Source organism: Gimesia panareensis (assembly GCF_007748155.1).
Taxonomy (GTDB): Bacteria; Planctomycetota; Planctomycetia; order Planctomycetales; family Planctomycetaceae; genus Gimesia; species Gimesia panareensis.
Genome location: NZ_CP037421.1, coordinates 3,770,097 through 3,795,300 on the forward strand (window position 1 = coordinate 3,770,097; position 25,204 = coordinate 3,795,300).

At 56.5% G+C, this 25,204-nt stretch carries 6 protein-coding genes; 4 read left to right on the forward strand and 2 right to left on the reverse strand.

Going from position 1 to position 25,204, the window contains the following annotated elements; all coding sequences use genetic code 11:
• Nucleotides 1-30 precede the first annotated feature (30 nt).
• Complete coding sequence (locus Enr10x_RS14160; protein ID WP_145450162.1) at nt 31-603, forward strand: class I SAM-dependent methyltransferase; 573 nt, start codon at nt 31-33, stop codon at nt 601-603.
• A 53-nt stretch (nt 604-656) separates the two neighbouring features.
• Here Enr10x_RS14160 and Enr10x_RS14165 read toward each other — a convergent pair whose 3' ends face one another.
• Nucleotides 657-4,691 carry a bifunctional serine/threonine-protein kinase/formylglycine-generating enzyme family protein gene (locus Enr10x_RS14165; RefSeq protein ID WP_197996477.1) on the reverse strand — a complete coding sequence of 1,345 codons (4,035 nt, stop codon included), beginning with the start codon at nt 4,689-4,691 and terminating at the stop codon, nt 657-659.
• Nucleotides 4,692-5,227: 536 nt separating this feature from the next.
• On the opposite strand from Enr10x_RS14165, the gene Enr10x_RS14170 reads away from it, so the two are divergent.
• The 3 genes from Enr10x_RS14170 (at nt 5,228) to Enr10x_RS14180 (ending at nt 11,714) form a co-directional block, all read left to right on the forward strand.
• A complete protein-coding gene (locus Enr10x_RS14170; protein WP_145106631.1) occupies nt 5,228-5,860 on the forward strand; it encodes a sigma-70 family RNA polymerase sigma factor in 633 nt (210 codons plus the stop codon).
• A 54-nt stretch (nt 5,861-5,914) separates the two neighbouring features.
• Nucleotides 5,915-6,376 (forward strand): hypothetical protein, encoded by a 462-nt coding sequence (locus Enr10x_RS14175; protein WP_145106628.1) that lies wholly within the window; start codon nt 5,915-5,917, stop codon nt 6,374-6,376.
• A 124-nt stretch (nt 6,377-6,500) separates the two neighbouring features.
• Nucleotides 6,501-11,714: a WD40 repeat domain-containing serine/threonine-protein kinase gene (locus Enr10x_RS14180; protein WP_145450165.1), complete on the forward strand. Its 5,214-nt coding sequence runs from the start codon at nt 6,501-6,503 to the stop codon at nt 11,712-11,714.
• Between the two features lie 327 nt (nt 11,715-12,041).
• Here the strand turns inward: Enr10x_RS14180 and Enr10x_RS14185 are convergent, their stop codons facing one another.
• Nucleotides 12,042-24,857 (reverse strand): golvesin C-terminal-like domain-containing protein, encoded by a 12,816-nt coding sequence (locus tag Enr10x_RS14185; protein WP_145450169.1) that lies wholly within the window; start codon nt 24,855-24,857, stop codon nt 12,042-12,044.
• Nucleotides 24,858-25,204 lie beyond the last annotated feature (347 nt).

Below are 25,204 nucleotides of genomic sequence, written 5' to 3' on the forward strand. Positions count from 1 at the left end.
TGTGCTGAATACTGAGAAAAGGCCATAAACATGACTGGGTATGATACATTATTCGCCTCGATTAACGAGGCCCATGAGACACTCGTGCACGGACCGTCTCAATACAAGTGGCTCGCCTCGGCAAAACGGTATGTCCAGCAAAGCCGCGAGTGTATTGGACTGGCCAATACCCGACATGGTGAAGTCGTCTACGACATCGGCTGTGGTCCGGGCTATCTGCTCTGGATCTGCAGGGAAAGACTGGGATGCAGCGTGCAGGGATGCGACCCGTTGCGCGACGGCCCCATCTACAAGGAACTGTATCAGGCACTAAATCTGAATCAGTGCATCAGCCCGTATGTTTCCTCCATACAGGCCCCCCTGCCGGCAACGGGATTAAAATACGACGTCATCTTCGCCACCTGGATCACATGGATCGGATTTGGAAACTGGTCAGCGGAAGAATTTTCCACGTACATTCACCACTGCAAGCAGCACCTGACGGAGCGAGGTCGGATTCTACTCAGATTTGAAGAATCGAGGTTTGAGGAAAAACTGTATGAGTCCTGCCTGAAACAGCTCGGTTCCAGGGTCGCACCGCTCTGCTACCTGTTCCGCGCTTAGACGTCTCTGTGCAGCTGACTGCTGCATCGAACAGGACCTGCCAGACGTGACTATCAGGGGAGCGTTCTGGCCACGCGAAAGCCAATCGTGTAACTGCGATAGACCGGGAGGTTTGAGGCACGCGAGTCAGAACGGGCAAACTTTGATTCATAATCAAATGCACTCCCCCGCAGCACACGCTGTTCCCCCCTGGGAAGCCCGCGCGGATTATTGACGCTGCGTTCGGACCCATAAATCCCGAACCAGTCCTGACACCATTCGTAAACATTCCCATGTGAGTCAAACACTCCCCAGCCATTGGGCAGTTTACTGCCGCAGATCGCTGTTGAGTTTGACTCGTAGACGGCATAGCGGCTCAGGAACAGATCGTTGTTCCCCGATGCGAAGCTGGTTTCCGTCCCCGCGCGACAGGCAAATTCCCATTCCGCCTCAAACGGCAGGCGATAACCATTCGAGTCCGGGTCCAGTTCTCCGCTCACCAGGTAGGCCGGTTTCAAACCCTCCTTCCGACTCAGCCAGTTACAGAACAGAATCGAGTCATTCCAGCAGACACCCTGCACGGGGTGATCTTGAGAGGGACTGCGGGCGGGGCTGGCCCCCTTCCAGTTCTGCGGCTTGTTCGCATCTGCATAATCCGGATCGTCCATGAATTCCTGGAACTGGATTCTGGAGATTTCGCGGTCGCTGATCCAGAACGGTCGTGTCAGATTAACTGTCTGAAGCTGCCCCATCTCCATTCGGGCAGAATCGTCTGAACCGCTACCCCTGACTCTGCGCGTGAAACTCCCGGGAGGAAGTTTCAGCATTGTCAGACCAAGACTGTTCAGATACCAGTTACGCCCCTCGACAGGTTTGTCTGTCTGAGAAAGATCAGGAAGCGGCTGATTCCATTGCCGTAAAGCCCACCCCGCCGAACTGTGGGTGGCAGTATCGGGCTGTTTTGCATACCAGTCCGCCACGAGCGGATACAATGCTTTTCGTTCATCCGTCGTCAGGGCAGTCGCAGGAATGCTGCCTGCCCCGAGACAGATTCCAGAGCGATAATCGGCGTCGGATTCGGCCAGTGGAAGATTGAAACAGGGAAGCACATCACCATGCCATGTCGAAATGGTCTCGATCAGGAAGGTCCGTTGGATGGGATCAGGTCGAAGTCGAAACATGTCCCGTGCAATGCTCCCATCTCCCAGCAGAAGCGACACGATCGCCAGACGGGCTCTGTACCGCCAGTCCCGCTTCAACTCGGCTTCCGCTGCTCGTTCCTGCAGGGAGTGCAGCGCAGTTTCACGTATGTGCTGGAGGGCCGCTACGATATTCGCGCATTCTTCCGGTTCAGCCTCTGCAATGCTGGTGACCAGAAAACCTTCATCGACCTGTCCGAATTCCGCGAGTGCCACGGCAGCACGCAAACGTTCTGTTCGTTCAACTGCTTCGTCCTCAAACTGATTCTGCAGAATCGGTACAGCGTGTTCGCGAATCGGTTCCAGGTTCCGGATGGCATAAGGCACAGCCCTGGCCGGCGCAGCCAGTACGGCGTCAACCAGCAACTCGGCCTGTTTGCGATTGTTTTCCTGCTTATGCGCAACCAGGATCGCATTTTGTGAGGAATTGTACGAAGCAGCCAGGAACCCCGCCCCCACCAGAACAGCAATGGTCGTCAACCAGCGAATGCTGTGGACCTGCGCTGCCTGTGCCATCATCTTCCGTTCTGGCTCTGTCCAGTACTTTCTGGACGTTAACAACCGAATCCTCAGATGTTCCCAACTCGAGGGTAGATGCCGGTTCTCAGGGCTCGCAGTCCAAAGTGCGGCACGCTCCGACAATCTGAGTTCGGCCCGTCCGCGAAAGGTCTCCTTCTGCTTAAGGGTCAGCCAGTCACGCAGTGAGGGGACCAGGTAATCGTGTGTCAGCTGGTAATATCTCTGATCGACGCCAACGTGTGATCGTGCAACACTGTCGTCATTCGCTCCTTCAGGTTCGGTCGGGGTAATCAGGCGAATCTCATCATCGAGAATCCTGATCAGGGCGTTGAAATCCTTCGGGTGGTGGACGTAACCGGAAGCATCCAGTAACTCACTGTAAGACTTCATCTCTCCCTTGATGTCAGTGCCGGATTCAGGCAACAGGCATTTGAGCACGGCCCGGGCGGCTCTCTGGTGAAAACGGTGTTCGGGTGGAGCCAGGGATGAGCCAAACGTTTCTTCCAGGAACGTTACTCCCACCCCCGTCGTTCCGCCGACTTCTTTCAGCGTGCCGGGCGTCCAGGACTTCCCCTTCATCATCTGGGCAAACAACGCCAGGCGCACGCAGACGACTTTCCCGTTTTCCGACAGACCAGCGACTGATTGCTTGAGGAAGTTCCTCTGCTCCTTCGTGGTCCTGCTGGCATCAGCGGGTAATACTCCAAAAGCGCGACCAAATGCTGCCAGCACTTTCTCCGCGTGACGGCTGGGAAACAGATCGACCGCAGCCGAGTTTTGGCCTTCGAGCAGCCGGATTTCCAGTTCCCGCATGAATCGAGTAGCCGCCATCCAGAAATCATCCCGCACAATCACGATGCACTGAACTCTCACGCCATCACACTGCCGCAGAGCCTGTACCAGTTCGGTATCGGTCTGGTCACGTTTCGCGTGCAGCCACTGTTCGAACTGATCCAGTACGATCAGATATTTCTTGCCGGTAGAGACGCCCGTCCCGCGCCGCAATGTCGCCAGCGTCTCCTTCAAATCCAGATCATTTGTCAGGGCGGGACAACGTTTGCGCAGTCCATTCAGCAACCGGGATTCCGTCTCGTCCTGCGTCGAATCGATATGCAGGGAAATCACATCTTCGGAAAGCAGAGGCAACAGTCCGGCTTTGACCAGAGATGATTTACCACAACCCGACGGGCCGTAGATCAGCCCCACCGAGAACGTCTTGTCAGAGTCGGTTTCCTCGATGCGGGTTTTCCAGAAACGCAGATTGTCGGGAATTCCCTCCCGATCCTTGGGACCCGGTAGAAGTTCCAGGAAGAAATCGGCATCATGTTCGTCAAACGAACGCAGCCCTTTGGGGACGATCTGAATGGGCTGCATGGCGGAATCGACAGTGCCTGAGTCGACATGTGACTGCTTCGAATCGGAGCCTGAATGTGAATCGCCGGGTGATTTGGAGTTCCAGCTCAACTGAGTCGCCATATCGGCCAGGCAGACCCTCAGGTCTTCAGCCATGTCCAGGGCCGTCGTGTATCGCTCGCAGGCACGCTTCGCCAGCGCTTTCAGACAGATCCGTTCGAGTTCCCGGGGGATGGTATCGTCAACCTGCCGTGGGGGCTTGGGTTCCATCGAGACAATCTTTTTCAGGATGTCGGTATCCTTCTCCCATGCAATGGTCGGCCTGCCCGTCAGCAATTTGTAAAAGACCGCTCCCAGGCTGTAGATGTCGCTGCGGCCGTCTACCCGGTGGCCTTCGCCCCGCGCCTGTTCGGGACTCATGTAGGCCGGTGTGCCGGCGTACTTGGCCCCCTTGCCGATATTTTTTTCACTCAGTGCCAGACCGAAATCAACGATGTAAGGCTTACCGTCGGTACCCACCAGAATGTTTCCGGGTTTGACGTCCCGGTGAACAAAGCCCTGTTTGTGAGCATAGTGCAGCGCTTCTGCCATGATTGCAATCAGTTCCGCTGATTCGGAGAACTTGAGACGCTGCTGCTTGATTTTTTCGGAGAGATCCGTTCCCTCAATATACTTTGAAACGATGTAACAGGGGATCTCGTTCGTACTGCCGACATCATGCACCGGAACAATGTGCGGGTGATCCAGGTTGGCAACCGTACGCGCCTCAGACAGATACAGTTCTACGTCCTGGGATCGGGAAATGAGCCTGGCGTGCGGCACTTTGATGGCCACAGGCCGATCCAGTTGTTCATCATGCGCCAGATAGACGAGACCGAATCCCCCTTTGCCCAGGATTTTTTCGATCCGGTAGCGGCCAATACGTTCGGGGTAAGCCGGAGATTCTTCATCAAAAAAATCGCATGAGAAATCAGCATCCGACTCATTCTGGTCACCGGAATAATTCTGCGTGGCTCCGTCCGGATCATTGTGGGACATTGCTCGGTGATCCCCTTCCCCCACTGATGATGTTCGTGATAGCAAGATGGCGCAGTCAGCATTCAAACAGGATCGCATGCTTCTGATTCAAGACAGAATCACAGCCCCGAATTTAAGGAATTCGCGCAAGGGATTCAGCCCGACAGGAAACACTTATAGCATATCGATCCGAAAACGGATTTTCAAAGACAATTTATATGATCCGGAAAAGGCTGCTTCGAGATTACAGATCGGATTTCTTCGGTTCCGAAAGCGATTACAATCTTCGGTCACATTTGATTGTGACTGATGACATTCGTGGGAGATCATGCAAGACTGGATGAGGTGACCGAGCCTCTACCAGCGAAACCGTCGGTTGAATGGAGAGCACAATCACCCAGCTGTACACCAGAACCGTGGGCACATGCGTCATCCATAAGACAATCCAGACTCCCTGAAGATGCTTTGTCAGATAATCCGGAAGGATATGATATTTTTATCATTTTTAGTGCGTACTCCCTGCCCTTCCGCGCATGTAATGTAGTATGGGAACACAAATGACTGAAGAAACAAGCGAAATCAGCGACCTGTTGAAACGGGCCTCCGCAGGGGATGAAGCCGCAGTAGACCAACTCTTCTCACTGCATCGCGAGCGTCTCAAGCGGATGGTTCGTCTGCGAATGAGCCCGCGGCTGCAGGGGCGCATTGACGAATCCGATGTGCTTCAGGAATCTTATCTCTATATTTTTAATAAGCTTACAACCTATCTGGACAACCCCGCTGTGCCCTTTTATCTCTGGCTCAGGCATATGACGGGATTGAAACTGGCAGAAATTCACCGTCGCCATCTGGGCACTCAGCTTCGGGATGCCGACCGTGAGGTTTCCATCTATCGAGGTGCTTTGCCCGAAGCGAATTCGATGTCACTGGCAGCACATCTGCTGGGGCAACTGACGTCTCCGTCGGAGGCAGCAATCAAAGCGGAAATGCGGATCAAACTTCAGGAAGCCCTGAATGGAATGGATCCCCTCGACCGCGAGATTATTGCCCTGAGGCACTTCGAACAGCTCAGTGGGAATGAAGCAGCAGAAGTACTTGGTCTGAGTAAAACCGGGGCCAGCAGTCGCTACGTTCGCGCCATTACACGTCTTAAATCAACTCTATCGCAGTTTCCAGAGTTCTCTGATTAACACAGGGGGACGCGTTGCGCCCCGATTCCACTTCAAATCTATGGGAGAGTGATCATGCAGAAGCTTGAAAAGTCCGCGCTGATTTTATGTCTTTACATTGTTCAAATCGGTCTGGTATCTGCAGACGACCAGGGGATCGCCGAGAAAGTCTACCAGCAGACCAATGGCAACTGGCAACTCGTCAAGTTCGTGGACGACGGCGTTACCGCCCCGGCTGAGGATCTGAAGAATATTCGAATGGAACTGAAAAATGGTACGTGGACCGCGCGTAAAGGAGATATAATCATCGGTCAGGGAACATATAAAGTGTTGTCCCTGAAAGACGGGTATCGGATCGTCAGCTCCAAAGTCACACTGGGGAATAACGCAGGCAAGACGGGCCAGCATATCTCTAAAAGTGAGGGCGACATACTCACGATTTGCCATCCCCCAGAGGGGCAGGCTGCTCCGACGGAGTTCACTTCAGACAAAGGTTCCGGAAACCAGTTACGAGTCTGGAAACGGATCCGGAAATAATCATACGGTGATTGAAAGACGGGTGGGACACATCGAGCAGTCCCACCTGTCGCATTCATACCTGCGATTTCAGGATTGTAAACTCACATCATTCCTGAAATTGATTCGAAAGAGAGAATTCCCTATGCGCGACGTGAATTCGAAATCTCAAGTGATTGCCGACCTGGCCGAGGAATTTGTGGAACGCTATCGGCGTGGCGAACGTCCGCCGGTGAGCGAGTACACCGCAAAGCACCCGGAGTTAGCCGAGGAGATACAGGAATTTATCTCGGCCCTGGTCATGGTCGAAAACCTGGCGCCGCTTGATGACGGGTCCGCTGAGGGACCGATGCCGGGCAGCCCCTCGAAGCCAAAGCAACTCGGGGATTATCGCATCATTCGCGAAGCGGGCCGTGGCGGGATGGGCGTCGTTTACGAGGCCGAGCAGATTTCACTGGGGCGACACGTAGCCCTCAAAGTCCTGCCGCAACAAGTGCTCCTGGATGCCAACCAGAAGCGTCGTTTCGTCCGCGAAGCCAAAGCGGCTGCGAAACTGCACCATACCAATATTGTGCCCGTGTTCGGCGTGGGCGAAGAAGAGGGCCTGCAATATTACGTGATGCAGTTCATCCAGGGATTGGGCCTGGACGAAGTGCTCGAAGAAATCAAACGGCTGCAGGACAATGCGTCCCCCAGCGGGTCTGTCCCGGTCATCGAACTTGGTAAAACCCCTGCCGAAACGGTCTCCGCCGCCGAGATGGCACGTTCCCTGATGCTCAACGGGTTGAGCCCGACCATCATTGCTCCTGACTCAGACGCCGCTGAAGAGGACGATGTACTCACAGAGACGGAGCAACAGTCTGGTGCAGTGCCCCCGACGTCACTTGACGAAACGTTTCCAGAGCGAGTGTCCGATTCGAGCGTGCGCTCCGGTTCCCTGTCGTTGCCGGGCCAGTCTTCCGAGGCGGGCTCTCGTCTGCAACAGAAACAACTGAACTACTGGCAAAGTGTCGCGAGTATCGGCGTGCAGGTCGCATCCGCGCTGGCCTATGCCCACGATCAGGGAGTCCAGCATCGGGATATTAAGCCGAGTAATCTGCTGTTGGATTTAAGAGGTACAGTCTGGATCACCGACTTTGGTCTGGCCAAAACCGATGATCAGCAGAACATCACACATACGGGAGACATCCTCGGTACGTTGCGCTATATGCCCCCGGAAGCGTTCGAGGGGAGATCCGATCATCGCGGGGACCTGTACTCGCTGGGGCTGACACTGTATGAGATGCTGGCGATGCGGCCGGCCTTCGATGACACCGATCGACATCAACTCATCAAGCGAGTCAGCAGCGAGGCGCCGCCGCGGCTGGAGAAACTCAATCCCGATATTCCGCGGGACCTGGTCACGATTATCCACAAAGCCATTGATCGTGACCCGGCACACCGCTATCAGACGGCGCAGGATCTGGCAGAAGACCTGGAGCGGTTTATTGAAGATGAGCCGATCAAGACTCGCCGCATTTCGTCCATTGAGCGATTTGCCCGCTGGAGTCGTCGGAATAAAACCTTGTCCTCCCTGACGGTCACGATAGCCCTCCTGCTGATGACACTGGTGGTCGTCACCTCTGTTTTTGCAGGGCATCTGAAACAAAAAGTGGATGACGAAGTCTTAGCGCGGAAGGAAGAGCAGAAAGCCCGCGAACAGGCGGTTGCTGCAGAAGCAGTTGCCGTGGCCGCGGAGAAAGATGCCAACAAAAAACGCGAACTGGCGGAGGAATTACAAAGACAGGCCGAGGAAGCGAAAGAAAAACTCCGCTACCGGGAATACGTGGCCGGCATGAATTACGCACACACGTTGTGGGACGACGGCAAGATCAATCAGTTGAAATCGCTGCTGGCCGGCTACGTTCCTGCCCCTGAATCCACGGAGAAAGACTTACGACAATTCGAATGGTATTACTGGTGGCGCGCGGTTCATCTGGAGAAAGTGAATCTGGGAACTGGCGGAATTTCCGGTCGGATCTGCCTGATTCCTGAAAAGAATCTCCTGATGGTTCCCCATTATGGTAACAGGGTTACGATCGTCGACACCGAGCAACGTAGAGCTATCAAGTCATTTGGCGCCCCCTTTGACTGGGGGCTTAAACCCTGGGTCACCCAGGATGGGAGCGAAGTTCTGTACCTGGCGAAAGCAGATGAGAAAGGCGAACGCAAACTGGTGCGTTATCGCACGGATACCTGGGAACCGATTCCCCAGTCTGCGATTACTGTTGCAGGCAGACGCGGGACTTTTGCTGTTTCTCCGAATGGGGAGTACATCGCTGTTTCAGAATTCCTCGCTGAACAGGACAGCGTTCAGTATCCCGATCGGGTTCGCATCTATTCCCGTGATGGGGAATTGATCACGGAACTGCCACGCCATGAACAGAGCCAGAACGATGATGTGAATGTCCTGTGCTTTTCGCCGGATGGAAACACCCTGGTGGTCGGTTACGACAAGGGACTGGCGCGGGCGCGGGGTTTTCTGGATGACCCGGCAAAGCTCGACTGGAAACTGGTCCAGGGGCCAACCGAATGGGAAACGCTCTGGTTTTTACGCAAAGCCGTGAATAGTATTACCTACTCTCCCGATGGCAAACTGCTGGCGACCTGCGGCTATGATGGAGTGCGGCTGTGGGATCCTGAGACGTTTGAACCAATCAAACCGATCCACTACCTGAATATGCCGGCATTAAAGTCCATTACATTTTCTCCTTCCGGGAAACGCATGGCGGCTTGTGGTTTACGCGATCATAACGTGTATGTCTGGAGTATTGGTTCGCATGAGAACGACCTGTATTTTGGCCAGAACGCCCCGATCGTGATTCACGGTCATGACAAGACCGTGGTCGATCTCGCCTTCACTTCAGAGGATGAGTTGTGGACAGCCGGGGCCGAGGGGGCCACGCGGGCCTGGGATCTGAATCGCTGCCAGCCATTTAACACGAGGCGTGTGGACTCGGATTCTGACCAGACCGGGCTCTTCTTTCACCCTGGTCGTCCCGGGTTGATTTTCTGCTGGGAGTTACGTGAAAAAACGAATCCTGCGGGGCTGAAATCCTTTTTAGCGGGTAATGCCAATATTATATCCCTGGATGATGTTAACGTGACTCTGCCCTGGTCTACCAAAAGTAAAGCGAGAGACAAACCCAGGGCGGCACGGACGGTCAACGGACAGTGGATGGTGACCTGGAAGCCTGACGACAAGAAACTGCAGGTGCAGAATCTGCTCACCGATGAAGTGGTTGGTGAATGGGACGTTGATTACATTCGGTCAAAGAAGATGGATATCTCGCTGGATGGTAAGACCGTGGTCTGGGCGCATCCCGCCGAAAATCTGGGTGGTGGAAACTGGGTCTCTTCGAAGCTGACCATCTTATCTGTCGCTCCCGGCAGCCAGCCCGAGACGTTTCAGTACTGGACGGATAAAGGCCAGATTGGCTGGCTGAAACTGTCGCCCGATGGTACCCGTCTGGCGATCAAAGGACGGGAGGAAACTGATCTGGTGGATCTGAGCCAGGCGCGGCCCACGAAACTTCGCAGGCTGCGCAATATTGGCCCCGATCTGTGTGGCGCATTTTCTCAGGATGGTAAGTTGCTTGCGGTGGGGAGCTGGAACCATGTGGTTCGGCTACACGATGGACAGACGGGTGAGATCATTCGCAACCTGAAAGGACATTCCGGCGGTGTCACTTGCCTGGCTTTTTCCGCCGACAGCACAACCCTGGTGTCCGGGAGCATCGACAGCACTCTCCGGTTGTGGGATCCCAGTTCGGGAGAACTGCGAACCACATTGAAACAGCACTTCGATGCGATCGAGTCCGTGGCCATCTCAGCCGATGGGCGGATGATCGCCACGCATGGCAGAGATCACATACTGCGGTTATGGAAAGGCGCTCGTGGTTCTGATGAAATCCTGTCAGATAACTGGGTGGGTGAGTATTACAACAATAAAGGGACCCAGAAGCTTAAGTTTGTACTTTACCGTGAAGCAATGGAGGATTTAGAAAGAGCAGTCCGGTTCCTGGAGAGGAAATCCACAGACCGACACAGTGCATTGTTTCGTCTGGCTGCCCTGAATTTTCATTTCGGTGCCTTCGATGAATACCGTGCGATTTGTAGAGAATTGACGGCTGAGTACGCCGAAACAGATGACTTACAGATTATGGAGCGCACGGTCAAAATCTGTCTGTTTTCCGATCTCAAACAATCTCCTGAGACGCTGGCGGTCGTGTCGCGATTTTCGCAAGCGATTTCAGAGAATATGGCCATTAAAGAGAGCCGGAACAAAGGGAAAGGTCCCTTTGCCAAGTGGAACTACATGGCCCTGGGAATTGCCCAGCTTCGTCAGGGAGACTATTCTGCCGCGATGGAATCGTTTCATCGCAGCAACGATTTGATCAGCAAAAATGGAACTCAAAAAGTCTTGTCTGGCTTAAAGGCGAGCAACTGGTTTTACCTGGCCTTAGCAGCGCATCACGCAGGTCAGACAAAGGATGCCGCCAATTTCTACGCCAAAGCAGTCTCCAAAGGTCGCATCGATGACAGCATTCGCGAGTCGATGTTAGAGAACCTGATCATTCTGAATCATGTGCAGCGAGAAGTGGAGCAGTTGCTGCCGGAAGATACCCGCTATCTGGGTTATATTGAACGGGCAGGCGAGTTCATGAATTTTGGAGGCTATGAGCGAGCCTATGAAGATTTAGCGGCCGCCTGGAAAAACCTGGCCCCGGGAACAGAGAGTCGCAACAAAGCGGGATACCAGCTGGCCATTCTGATGGTGCAACTCGGTTACACAGAAGAATATCCCTCATTTTGTCAGAAACTGATTAGCGATACGGCCCCCACGACGAATCCGTTTGTGATGGAACGGACCATCAAAGCCTGTGCGTTCGCGGACGTCGCACTGTCGGACGAAATCACAGCCGTCATGCAGCGGCACATCAAATATCTGACAGACAACAAAGCGCAACTGGCAGAGACTTATCGGCTGTTCCCAAACAGTCCGCATGTTCCGCTCAACTGCGGAATCGCAGAATATCGAATGGGCCATTACGCGAAGGCAGACCAGTTCCTGCAGGAGAGTATCGAACTCAGCAGTCGGATGAAGAGCGAGTTCTTTCGAAAATGGGCCATGGCAACTACACTCTACTATCGGGCTCTGGTGGCTCACAAAGAGGGACGTGATGCAGAAGCTGAAAACCTGTTCCGCCGGGCGACCAAAGTCAGGAAGTCCATTCGTGATCTGAGTGGTCGTTTTACCAAATCAGACTGGATCGTACTGCTGGATGCTCAACGCCAGGCCGAAGCACTGATAGATTAACTATTGATCTCTTCACTTTTCCAGCCGGTTGTCAGCTTCAGGTTCCGGTAGTGTTTATTTAATAGTTCTGATGGTGATTCAAACGACTTTAACATTACCCAGGTAAGAATTAACAGTGGCCAATGTTGTACTGTTGCCCTTGTTTTCAGGAACATTGACAGTAGAAAAGCCAAATTAGCCGCAGGGCGTTAGCCCCGGTTGGACGTACTTTGGTATGGACCGTTCGAATTAACAAACGCTACCTGACGCTGCCCCCCAATAAAAAAGCCCCCGGTAACCTGAGTTTCCGGGGGCCTGTCGGGACTGTTTGTGTCTGAACTGTTTCGCTTAGTCCAGCAGCGGGTTGTCTCCGCCTGAGATGGCACTGAAGAAGGCGTCGAGGTCGTCTTCCGTCGGCAGCCGCCGTTCGGAGACGTCCAGGGAATCGCTCATCAACGTGCCGTCGGTCGCCAGGTCTTCCAGGCCCAGCGTGTGACCCAGTTCGTGCATCACGACGGTCAGCAGATCCATCTGGCCGAAGGCCGCACTGCCCGAACCGGCCAGCAGACTGCCGTCAATCAGCGTGAACTCGCTGCTGTCCAGCGGCGTGCCGTCCACGAACCAGCCGTAACCGGCGGCGTTCACGTCGATCAGGACCGTCGTGCCTGCAGCACCACCGAGCATCGCATCCGGCAGATCCGCGAGTACGAAGTTCACCGACTGCAGCAGTTCCAGCTGGGCGTCGCTCAGACCCGCGGATTCCCAGTAACTCAGGGCCGCATCCACGACCGAGTCCAGGTCCGACTGCGTGATCGACGGAGCTGAGGTGCTGCTCGCACCGGCGGCCGCCAGCAGCGGGCCGGTCCGCTGGATGCGGATCGCATCGGCGATGATCGCCCCGTCCGCCGGGCCGTTGTCACTCAGGGTCACAGTGATTGAACCACCGCCGCCCACGACCACAGCCGCGCTCAGGATTTCCCAGTCGGCACCGTCGGCAGTGAAGTCGTTCGGGGCGACCTGCTGGTTGATGACCACCGGACCGACGCCGGAGACGTTGAACTCGGCGTTCGAAGCCGGGCTCGGGTAACTGTACCAGGTGGCTGAGACCGTGTAGGTTCCAGCTGCCAGGCCCGTGAAGTCCCAGGTTGCCGTACCGCTCTGACCGAAGTTCAGTGTCTGGCCGTCATCCTGGAAGTAGCGGGAATCGAAGATCTGGGTATCCCAGTTCCCCACACTGTTGTAGGCGGCATCGCCGTCATCGATGATCAGCACGTCGGTCATTTCAGCCGCGATGTTGAACGTGAACGGGTTCTCGTCCGAGTCATTGGTGACGATTGAGACGACCCCGCCGACAGGACCGGCGACTCCGGTACTGCTGAACGAGATCTCGAACGTCGTCGAGTGGCCGGCGGCCAGGTTCGTCGTGCCCAGCGGACTCGAAACCGTGTATTCGCCCGATCCCGGCAGGCTGATCGCCCCCAGGTTCAGCGTGTTGGTCCCGGTGTTCGTAATCGTGAAGGTCTGCGACAGGGTCTCGCCGAAGAAGGCGGTGCCCAGATCGACGTTGCTCACGCCGCTGGTCAGGGCAGTCGCCCCGGCCTGTACGTCGATTTCCGGAGCCGTCAGTCCGGGCGGAATCAGTTCCAGCCGCATGGCGTCGGCCGCCAGATCGCCGTCCGCACCGTCATCGGTGATTGTCACCGTCAGCGTGCCCCCGGCAGTCACCTGGAAGTTACCCAGTTCCTGCCAGATCGTACCGTCGGCACTGAAGCCCTGCGGATAGAACCGCTGATCCAGGCTGACCGTGATCGGTCCCCCTTCGATGCCCCCGATGGTGATCTGGGCATTCGAAGCGAACGAACTGTGGTTCATCCAGTGGCTGGCCACCTGGTAGGTGCCGGCTCCCAGGTTGTCGAAGGTCCAGGTCGCGGTGTTCGTTCCCAGCAGATCGCCGCCCAGCAGCACGTCCTGGTCCTGCTGGTAGAACTCCAGGTCGGACTGCGAGCCGCGTTGCTGTTCCTGCCAGGCCGCCCCGCTGGTGCTGTAGGCCAGATCGCCGTTGTCCACGATCATCGAGTCCGCAGCCGAACCGCTGACCGTGAAGTTGAACGGGTTCTCTTCGGCCAGGTCGGCTCCGAAGCTCACCATCCCGCTGAAGCTGCCGCCCACACTGGCGTCCATCTGCAGTGAGAAGGTCGTCGAAGCCCCCGGGGCCAGATTCGTGTCACCGAAGCCCGTGACCAGGCTGAAGCCGGTCGGCACGTTGATCGGGCCCAGGGCCATGTTCCGTTCGCCGAAGTTCGTCACGGTGAAGGTCTTGACCACCGGAGCACCGATGATCGTATCTTCGAAGTCCACGGTACCGCCATCTTCGACAGCGCCCCCGTCCACTTCGACCTTGATCACTGGATCCACCACGCGGATGATCCGCACGGCATCGGCGTACACGATGCCGTCAGCATCGTCACTCAGCCGCACCGTCAGGGTGCTGTCGTTGATCACAACCGGATCGCCGATGTATTCCCACCAGGTGCCGTCATCCAGGAAGTCGTCCGAGCTGGTCTGCTGGCTGACCCGGTAGGTGGCGACCGGCGTCGCATCCGAGAAGATCGTGTACGGGGCATTCGTGGCAGCAGCCCGTCCGTAAGGGCTGACGTCCGGATGGACGTACCAGTGGGCCACCACCTGGTAGCGGCCTGGTTCCACATCGAAGTTCCAGAAGGCACGGTTGGTACCGGTCCCGCCGACGTAGGGCTCGCCCGTATACAGGAATTCCGGATCACCGACGTCCCCGGGAGTGTGTTCATTCCAGGTACCAGTCGCATCAAAGGTACCGTCGTTGATGCCCACGGTCGCCGGTCCGGCGGCTCCTACGACGGTGAAGTTGTAAGGATTCTCATCAGCGTCCCCCGTGGTAAACGAGAGCTGACCATAGGTGGAACCGGTGGTTCCGCCGTCGAACTGCACGGTGAAGGTCACCGAACCGAAGCCCGCAATGTTCACGGGAATCGTATCCGTACCGAAGGGCGAGGCCGGATCGATACTGAACCCGGGCGGGAACTCGATCAGGCCGGTCACGTCCACTGCATCGGCGGAGAGGTTGGTGATGGTAAAGGTCTTGGCAACCGGGATGCCGGGGATCGTCGTGCCGAAGTCCACGACGCCCGTGTCATCGTCGACGACGTTGCCGTCCACGGTCACTTCCAGATCGGGAGTCGGCAGGTATTCGATGCGGACCGCATCGGCGATCACGCCGTTAGCCAGGTCGAAGTGATCCCGCGGGGCACTGTCGGCATCATTGGTCAGGGTGACCGTCAGCACGCCGCCCACCACCTCGAAGGAGGTATTCAGGTCGAACCAGGCCGTCCCGTCTTCAGCGAAGCTGGAGGGAGTCAGCGTCTGATTCACGGGCAGGTCGAAGGTTCCGGCACCGCCGTCCAGGGAGAACGGTGCGTCCGCAGCCCGGTTGTACAGGGCGGGCCAGGTCGTGGAGACCCGGTAGAAGCCGTCGGCCAGACCGCTGAAGGTCCAGGTCGCCGTATCCGTGCCGGCCGGCGCGGGGGTATTGCCCGGCTGATTCGGAATCGCACCCGCGATGTCGTCTTCGTAGCCGGAGGCACCCAGGTTGACGCCCGTGGTATAGGTTTCGAAGCCGGCGGTCGCCGAGAAGTCGGCGTCGCCGTTGTCGATGATCACCACGTTCGAGACCTGACCGTGCAGCAGCAGGTTGAAGGTCGCTTCGTCCACGTCGTCGGTGTCGAACGAGAACAGACCGGACCGGTCGCCGAAGGCGGTCGAGTCCATGGTGATGTCAAAACTGATCGTATTGCCGACTGCCACACTCTGTGCCGTCAGCGTAGTCGTGAAGCCGGTCGGAATCACGATGTTGCTGATGTTCAGCGGGGCGGAACCGGTGTTGGTGATCTCGAAGGTCCGGGTCAGGTCGGTCAGCAGTTCGGTCGTGCCGAAGTCGATGCCCCCCGGATTGCCGTCCACCAGGACGACCGGCGGTGCCGCGACGTCCGTCACGTCGGTCAGCTGCACTTCCGGACCGGCGGAGACCCGTTCGATGCGAACCGCATCGGCGGTGATCAGGCCGTCGGCCAGGTTGGTCAGCATCACGGTCAGCGTCCGGCTGTTGATCGTGAAGGTTCCCAGGTCTTCCCACAGGGCGCCGTCGGCCTGGAAGTCGTTGGGGGCCAGCTGCTGATTCAGATCGAAGGTCCCCAGGTCGACCGCCGTGGTACCAACGTCGTTCCGGGACCCGTCGAAGACGGTATACGGGGCGTCGGTGGCCATGGTCGGAATCACAAATGCATTGTCCGAAGCGGGCCAGGTGACCGAGACGCGGTAAACGCCCGGGGTCAGCCCGTAGAATTCCCAGAAGGCCCGGGCATCGCCGTAGTGGACCGGATCCACCAGCTGCGACTGCACGGTGTGCACATCGTCTTCGTAGCCGATGCCCGTCGTGGTGGCGGCGGTGCCCGCCGGATGGTAAGGCCAGTCCCCTTCCAGGCTGAAGCCCAGGTCGCCGTCGTCGACGATCGTGGCCGGATTGTCTTCGAACGGGGTCACGTTCTCGAAGTTGAGGTACTGGACTGTGCCGACCCCGTCGGCCGTCAGGGAGTAGCCGGTATCGATCACGGCCTGCCCCTTGGCGTCGAAGTCCAGGGTGTCGGTCCCCCCGCGTCCGTCGGCCGAACGCAGGACCGGCGGCCCGTCCAGCGGGTAGTTGCCGTCCTGGGAGAGCGGATCGATGAAGATATAGTCGTCGAACTCACTGCCGACCACGTTTTCCATGAAGCTGGGGTTCGTGTCCGGCTGTTCGGGCTGCAGCTGACGCAGCTCGACCGTGTTCCCCCCGAAGACGTCCTGCGGGGTGTTGATGATGTCCACGTCGAACACAATCCCCTGGCTGGCGAAGCGGAAGTCAACCGTGTCGTTGCCGTGGATGTCGGTGATCACGTCGGCACTGCCGCCGGCCCCCGGTTCCATCAGGAACACGTCGTTGCCGCCGTTACCGCTGCCGACACCGTAACCGCCGCCGTCCAGGTTGTCGCTCCCCAGGCCGTCGCCCAGGATGTTGTTGTCGTTGTCGCCGGTGATATTGTCGTTGCCGTCGCCGCCGAACACGTTTTCGATGCTGTTGTCGTCATCGCCGCCCCCGGTGCCGGCCAGCAGGCCGCCGCCGATGTTCGTGGCGGTCCCCGCGAACAGGTCAACGTTCACGCCCGTCGTATAGTCGCGGTAGTCCAGGCTGTCGTTACCGGTGTCCCCGTCCAGGCTGCCGGTCAGGCCGGCCCCGTCACTCAGATCGAAGCGGTCGTCCTGCGTCCCCCCGATCAGGTTCTGGAAGCTGGTGAAGTCCAGCCGCTCTTCCGGCGGAGTCGCAATCGCGTCGCCGGGCAGCGTCGGACGACCAATCGCCAGGTTGTTCCGCTCGGCGATGATAAAGCCGGCATCGGTCGAAGTGACGCCCCAGTAGTTATTCAGGTTGGGACCTTCCAGCGTGTCCACCCCGGCTGAGCCGAGCAGGTTGTTGATGTTGTCGAACCCGGTCCCCCCGGGACCGGTGCCCAGGATGCTGCCGTTGTTCTCGGTCCCCTGGAAGCCGTCCGTCGTTCCCAGCCCCGTCAGTTCCACGTGCACCACCGGGGTGTAGCCGCTGTAGTCGATCGTATCGACATTGTCGCCCCCATTGATGAAGCCCCGCAGGACATTGCTCCCCAGGAAGAAGAACTCGTCGTTGCCGGCCTGCCCGTTGAGCACGGTGTTTACGCCGGCCGGCGTGCTGTTCTGCACGTTGAAGTCGTCATCGCCGCCCGCACCGTTGAGCGTCACGTTGTTCAGATCTTCCTGCAGACCCAGGTTGATGTTCGCAGTGTCATCACCGGCGGTGCCGGTCACGTTCAGATTGTCGATATTCGAGTAGATCGCATCCGTCCCCGCTGTCCCGCTCAGACCATCCACGGTGGTCGATGTGACCTCAAACGTATCACCGGTGCCGTCGCCGGAATCGATGATCGTCAGGGTGTCGTCACCGCCTTCACCGTCCACGTAGAGCGTGGCGTGGATATTATTCACCGAATTCGAAATACCAAAGGCCTGAATCAGGTCATCGCCCAGACCGGCCAGGATATTGATATCCGTTACCGTACCAGAAGGTGTCGTACGAATGCGAATCGTGTCATTGGCCGTATCATCGGCCGCGAAGACATCGTCGGCATCCAGTTCCACATTCGTGAGTGTCGTGGCGGAATCCAGGGCAATCAGGTCGATCAGTTCAGCGCCGGTGCCTGACAGCACCTGCAGATCGGTAAAGTCCTCGAACAGCAGATCGGTGAAACCGCCGTTCCCGGTGATTCGTGAAACACCGTCTCCGGGGTTCGCATCATCGTTGATGTTGAGCGCGTTGGTAGCGGGAGTCGAAGAAGCATCCACATGCAGTCCGCCACCCGTTCCCGAACCGGAGAGGCCGATCGCCTCGACGTTACCGAAGGAGAGCCCCAGATCGATGTCGGTATCCCCGACGGCAGCGGCTGCGATATTACCACTGCCCAGGCCGTCAATGTTATCGGAGAAGTAGGCAGCATCATGATCGGTGAGGAAATTCACGTTGATCGCGTCGGTTCCGTTCTTCCCGTCGTAGTGAATCGTGATGTCGTTCACATCGTACGTGTTGGGGTTGAAGATATCTTCCAGGAAGTAATCCGCGGCCGCATTCAGGTGCGCCCCGTTGGATCCGGAAACCGCAGATGGTGCGGCCGTCGCAAAGAACGGCAGACCGCCGGCGGTTTCGTTGATGTTCAGCGACTCATTGTCGTTGGAACCCAGGACGGTAAACGAGAGGATGTCAGCGGCCGCTCCTGTGAAGAAGTTACTGCTGTTGATATCGATCAGCAGGTTCGTGCCCCCTGCATCCAGGCTGACATCGATCATGTCATCGGCGGCATTCTGGAAGCCCGAATTGACCATGTCCAGCACCAGATGATAGGCACCGGTGCTGGTATTGACTTCTTCGATGCTGCTGTAGGTAACAGGCAGTTCGGTATCAGGAGCGACAAAGCTAAAGGTTCCTGAACCGGCTGCGCCCCCCAGGGTGAGGTAGGGATCAGAAGCCAGGCCGCTGAAGTCCATGTTCAACGTATCACCGGGGCCCGGCAGGGTCGGATTGCCACCCACGATATTGATGGGGGAATCGGATGTGGGCAGGATATTGAAGATATCGCTGTCGTCACCGCCGTTGATGGTGGTGAGCGTCGCATCCACGTTCCCCAGTAGGTCCACGGTCGCCCCGGCACCATCGGTAATCGGGTCGATGTTGACCGTAATCGTCGTGTCAGCAATCACAGATCCCCCCAGCGAGAGCAGGAAGTCATCGCCGGAGTTGAGGACGACGTCCGCACCGGTTGACTCAACCGTTACACCACCGCCATTGATCGTCAGATCATCGCCGGGGCCGGCATTATCCGTGGCAGTCAGCGTGACCGTCCCGGCAGCCGTCACATTGCTGGCCACCGTCAGCGGGCTGAAGGTGGTAATACTTACGGCGCCATTCGTGGAAGTCACACCCGACAGGGGAGCCACATCACCGATGATCAAGGCGCCGGTATTACTGATCACCACATCGTTATTGGTGGTGAACGCGGAGAGTGTTCCCACAGCAGTATCGATGTCCCCGGTACCGGTGACACCGATGCCGTTCAGGGCAGAGAGTGCGGCCTGAGCTGCGGTAATCAGGGCAACTTCCCCGCCCGTATTATCTACAATGCTCCCCCCTTCACTGCCCACAACGACTCGACCACCTGCAGACTGCAGGTCGGCAATCTCGGCATCCCCATAAGCCTGTGCAATTAGATCACCGCCTCGTGCATTGACCAGGCTCCCCTCAGCCTGTGTGAACCCACCGCTGTTGTCATTGTTGAAATCAGCGAGGAGTCTTACCAATTCAGCCGTGGTGGTATCCACCAGAGAAGACGCTCCCAGTACCAGATTATCGTCAGCGTAAAGGTTAATCTCACCACCGTTGGTCTGCACGGTATTGTTGACGTTGATATCTCCTTGTACGTTCGCCTGCACAATCGAGGCCGCACCCGTAGCTTCGATCTTCTGGTTGATATTCAGCGTCCCGCCGATCGCTAAGAAAATATGACCAGGGGCCGTCATCCCGATCAGTCCGTCTACAATCCCGACCGTCGCAGCGGAAGGTTCCTGCAGGAAGATGTCGCCAGCGGTCGTATCAGCTGCCATAGTATTGATCGCGAGATCAATGTCCCCTGCTCCGGCAACACCGATGCCGGTCGCGGCCCGCAGGGCTGCAGTGTCGGCGGTAATCAGAGCAGCTTCGGACCCGCTGTTGTCGGTGATCGCACCGGCTGAGGTCGTCACCTGCACTTCGCCGCTGGTATTCACATTCGCCAGGGCGATGTTGTTGACAGCATCAATGTCGATCAGGCCGGTACCACTGCTGGTCACAGTGGATGTGTCTGCCAGGGTCACGGCACCAGCTGAATCAATGCCGATCTCGAAAGTGCTGTTGTTGGAGATAATCGCCAGGGCATTCAGATTGAAATTGCCGCCCGTATTCTGCAGCAGCAGATTTCCGCCGGTCGCAGCGACGTTTTCCGTCACCGTCATGGTATCTGTCGAGGTAATCGTAGAAGGCGCTCCTACCTGAACCCCGTTGATCCCGCCGGCAAAACCGATGTTGAGGGCCCCCGTATTATCCAGTTCCAGACCCGCCCCGACGTTAGCTTCCAGAGCAGCGATGGCGGTTTCCAGGGCATCGCCCACACCGGCACCGGTCCCTGCGGTCAGGGTCGCGTTGTTCGCCGTGATGTTATTTCCGGCATTGGCATCACTGATTGCACCCGCGGTCGCGGTGACCGTGACGTCGCCGGAGGTCGTGATCTGCCCCAGCTGGATATTGTTGCCCGCGGTCAGATCGATTGTATTCGCGGTCGCGTCGATCACACCGGCTGCGGCAAACGTGATCTGGTCATTGGCATCGACGTCCACCGTGCCACTGGTCGTGAAGGTGCCGTTGACGTTGATCTGATTCGCATTCAGGTCAGCATTACCGGCTCCGATGTCAGCTGTATTGAGGGTCAGCGTATCATCGTTGCCCGCGTTCACCGTCAGGTTGGATGTAAAGGTCGAATCGACGGCGTTGACAATCACCGTATCAGCGCCCGAACCACCGGCCACTTCCGTGTTGATTGTCAGCGTGCCGGTCGGATGCGTGAAGACAACCGATTCACCCAGGGTGGAAGCGATCTGAGATTCACCGTCACCCACATCGCCGTCATCTGACAGGGTGATGGTTTCAGCACCGCCTGTGTAGCTGAAAATGCGGTCAGTCGCGGTGGTCGTATCCACGATCGGTTCCAGACCGGTATAGGTAATCGTTGCGGTTGGCTCTCCGTCGTAGAAGATCGACCCGTCGCTGGCATTGTCGAAGCGGTGCTCGATGGTCGTGGCATCCCCGCCCAGAATCTGCAGGGTATCGCCAGTGACCTGCCCCTCGCCATTGAAGAAGACACCAAATGTCGGATTGAAGAAATCAGATCCGGCAGTCGGAGTAATCCCTGTGTTATCGATGATCAGTGTGTCATCGCCGTCGCCGCCGTTGAAGGTGAAGTCGGTGACACCGCTGAAGTTGATCACCGGACCGGCACCAATCTGGTAGGTCCCGGAATCGGCACCGGTGGCAGTGATGGTCAGCACATCGTCTCCCGCGGTTCCGGTGACGGTCAGGCTGCCGGCAAAATTCAGATTTTCAATTTCATCGAAGACTACATCCTGGAAGCCCCCGGACGCAGAGATCGTACCGCCGTCCAAACCGCTGGGCGTTAAGTTCGAGCTTTCAAAGGGTGGAGTCAGGTAAGTCAGGCTGTCAGCAGGCATCGTGGGTGCAGCGGGATCCCCGCCGACGATATTAATCGTCGTCGATATATTGGGATTGACCGTGATGTCATCGGCGTCAGATCCGGAATAGAGTGTCAGAGCTGCCAGATTATCGAACCCGAAAGCTGTGGCCCCTGCACCGCCGACGGTCCCGCTGCCCGGTCCTGTGCTGACGATATTGATCGTGTCGCCGGTTCCATCCCCCGAATCATCGACGATCAGTTCATCTGCACCTGCATTACCATAGAATGTAAAGAGGCCCGTGATGCCATCAACGGTTCCGCCGTCGTTGAGGGCGCCACCGTTACCATCGATAATTACCTGGTCGTCATCCGCGAACCCACTGACATTGATGTTTGTGACCGCCTGCAATGTTCCATTGAGGTTGGCCACACCCCCGGTGCCCAGATCAGCATTCCCAGCATCGATATTAAGCAGGATTGCTGCGGCATCAGAAATCACACTGGCAGTGGAGTTGACATTCAGATTATCACCGGCATTCAATAAAACTGAGGCACCAAGTGACTGGACCTTCTTACCGGCATTGATCGTCAGATCATCACCAGTCCCTGCGGAATCGAAAGCCGTCAGCGTCACAGAATCACCTGCAACCACATCTTCCGTCACCGTCAGCCCACCAAAGGTAGCAATATTGGCAACCCCGCCGGTAGTGACTCCGTCCAATCCACCGGCAGCACCAATCTGCAGTCCTCCGGCATCAATGGCATACAGGTCGCCATCAACATCGGCTTCCAGACTAGCAACCGCCAGGTTCAGTTCCGTTCCCGAGCCACCCGCATTTGCTGTGGCCTGCAGTGTCAGCAAATCAGCTGTCACCAGACTGGTCCCGGTAATCGAACCGTTAGTCGCGTCCAGGGCGACATCGCCAGAGGTTGTGACAGCCGCATCTAAGGTAATGCTGCCCGCATTGATGTCCACGTCGCCTGAAGTCACGTTAGTGGCATTTGTCTGGAAGGTGACTGCATCGTCGGTGCCGGCGTTGACGGTCAAGTTGGCATCAAACAGGCTGTCGACGCCTTCAATATGTACGGCATCCGCACCGGTGCCGTCGGTGGTTTTGATGATTACATTGTTGGTCGCGTTGAGGAAGGTGACAGACTCGCCGAACAGATCGGAGTCGATCTGTGATTGACCGTTGCCCGCGCCGCCGTCATCGGAGAGTGTGATCGTCTCCGCGGCTCCGGTGAAACTGAAGGTCCGGTCGTTGACGAGAATCGTGTCAACGATTGGTTCCAGGCCGGTGTAGCTGATAAAATCGGTTCCAGATCCGTTGAGTTGCACACTACCGCTACTGTTGCTGGTGAAGATATGCTCGACTGAATTCAGACTTCCGCCCAGCAGTTCCAGAGTATCATGACCACCGGTCCCCCCGTTGAATTCGATCTGCAGCGGTGTCGTATCGTCAATGCCGGTCATGTCGATACTCAGGGTATCGTTCTCACCATCTTCCCCGTTAATGACCAGGGTGCCCTGCAACGCAGCCAGGGGAGTGGAAGAGATAATATCGCCGGTATTAACATCTTTGATGACTACATTGGTCCCGTCGATTTCCAGCGAATAATCGTCGGGATTACCATCAACGGGCAGATCGACTTCCGGTGCGGAGTTTTCTACAGAAATCACAACATCATTGCCATCACCGCCGACATAGCTCAGATAGGCACTTTGACCAACAACGCCCAGGAAGTCTGTGAATTCATATCCTTCCGGAAACCCCAGGAAAGTACCTGTAACAGGGTTGACTCCATTGTTCTGAATCAAAGTAAACACGTCACCGTCAACGGGATCGTAGCCGTCGATCAGATTCAATACAGCTCCACTGAGATCGACAGTTCCACTGACAACCAACTGATCATAATCGGAACCGGGAGTGGTACCATTGACTTCGATATCGAGCGAGTCATCACCATTCAGAATCAAATCACCGTTGATGGTGACCTGACCAGGACTGTTGCCGGGTGCCAGGGTGACACTCTTATCTATCCCCGTTGCGGTCGCATTTACTGTTTCGGTATAGGTTCCGCTGCCGATTTGAATCGTCCCACCTGGTGCGACAGCCTGTAAAGCTTCTCCAATTCGATCAGGTGCACCGGTCTGTGCTCCCAAAGCGGTTACATTCAATACAGAGAAATCACCCTGGAAACCAGCCGTGAAGGCATCGTCATCTGTACCGCTGTTCAAGTAAGAGGTGAAGTCGATCTTCGAAGCGTCGCCATCAACACCGTCGCTCTTCATGGAATTGGCGATTGTTGTTTCGTCCGTGCTGCCCCACCAGTTGCCGGAAGCGTCGACAGTATCGCCACCGTAATGAGCGATGGGGTTGGTGATCGTTGAGGAGTCAAAAAAGTTGTCATGAGCGGCTACATCGGGCGTGCCATTGGAAATGGTATTGACGCCGATACCTTCCAATGAGTTGCTGAAGGCGTTGCCTTCGATACTGACATCAGCAACTAAGTCATTGGCGACGCCTGCGACCACGTTGTGGATGTTGTTGCCGAAAATGTCTACATTCGTGATGCCCTGATTATGAATACCGGCGACCCAATCATAAATTTCATTGTTCTGGATCGTGATGTTGTCGTTATTTCCATTATATGTGGAGAGCACACCACGACTTTCGACTCCCGTTCCAGGGCCTTCCAGAATATTATTCTTGATCGTATGCCCTGTGGTGCCGGTAGCCATGAAGACGGCAGATTTACTGCCAATGCCGGCCGGACCGGTCCCATCGACGATCTTGAGTCCGTCAATCACGACATCGTTCGCAAAGAGACGAAACCCGCCGGTCAGTTCACTTTCCGGACCGCGGACACCAGGGCCAACCCCTGCAGCAATCCCGGCATTGGCACCCTGAAGAATCACGGAGGTATCCACGATCACATCTTCAGCATAAGTTCCGGCGGCCACGTTGATGGTATCCGTAGGATCAACACTGAGTTGAGCAGCATCCACCGCTTCCTGGATGGTTGCAAATGCGGTCACATTCCAGACGGCGTTCTGGTCCCCACCAGTGCCTGTGTCGGTATCGGTCCCAGTGAAGTCCGAAGCTGCGGTGTAGTCATCATCGACGAAAAAGGTCGTCAGTAATGTCCGGTCTTCCAGAACCTCTGTCGTGGAGATCTGATTGCTGAGTGCGGTCTGCCAGCGTTGGCGGATGGCCCGGCGATCGCGGGAGCGGAAGACGGGGCGTTTACGGAGACGGGAAGTGACGTTCGCGAGCCAGTTGGTAAGCAGCATCCTGTTAACTCCTCAGAAGTAAGTTATTCAGCTTATTGATGGACGTGATCTATGTTGTGCCTCACTGCTTTTTCAGGATCTGCAAAGTCTGGCGGACTTCCTTTCTTTACTGATCCCCTAAAACAACAAGGTGTTATTTTCCACTTTTTCTATCCAGCATTCATTATCGTCTTTCTTGACTTATTTATCACATTTACCACTATCTACCCATTTCAACTTTAAATATCCACCAAAAAAATGATTATTACACCTATTTGCCCCAAATTTAATTTTCCACAAGTCTATTGATAGCAGGGACTAATGTATTATCCATGCGAACATCAACATGTACCTATGTTAAATGACTC

Bases quoted from the DNA above. Each gene is read 5' to 3' on its own strand.
- Enr10x_RS14160 (WP_145450162.1), top strand. From the start codon at position 31: ATGACTGGGTATGATACATTATTCGCCTCGATTAACGAGGCCCATGAG.
- Enr10x_RS14165 (WP_197996477.1), bottom strand. From the start codon at position 4,691: ATGTCCCACAATGATCCGGACGGAGCCACGCAGAATTATTCCGGTGAC.
- Enr10x_RS14170 (WP_145106631.1), top strand. From the start codon at position 5,228: ATGACTGAAGAAACAAGCGAAATCAGCGACCTGTTGAAACGGGCCTCC.
- Enr10x_RS14175 (WP_145106628.1), top strand. From the start codon at position 5,915: ATGCAGAAGCTTGAAAAGTCCGCGCTGATTTTATGTCTTTACATTGTT.
- Enr10x_RS14180 (WP_145450165.1), top strand. From the start codon at position 6,501: ATGCGCGACGTGAATTCGAAATCTCAAGTGATTGCCGACCTGGCCGAG.
- Enr10x_RS14185 (WP_145450169.1), bottom strand. From the start codon at position 24,857: ATGCTGCTTACCAACTGGCTCGCGAACGTCACTTCCCGTCTCCGTAAA.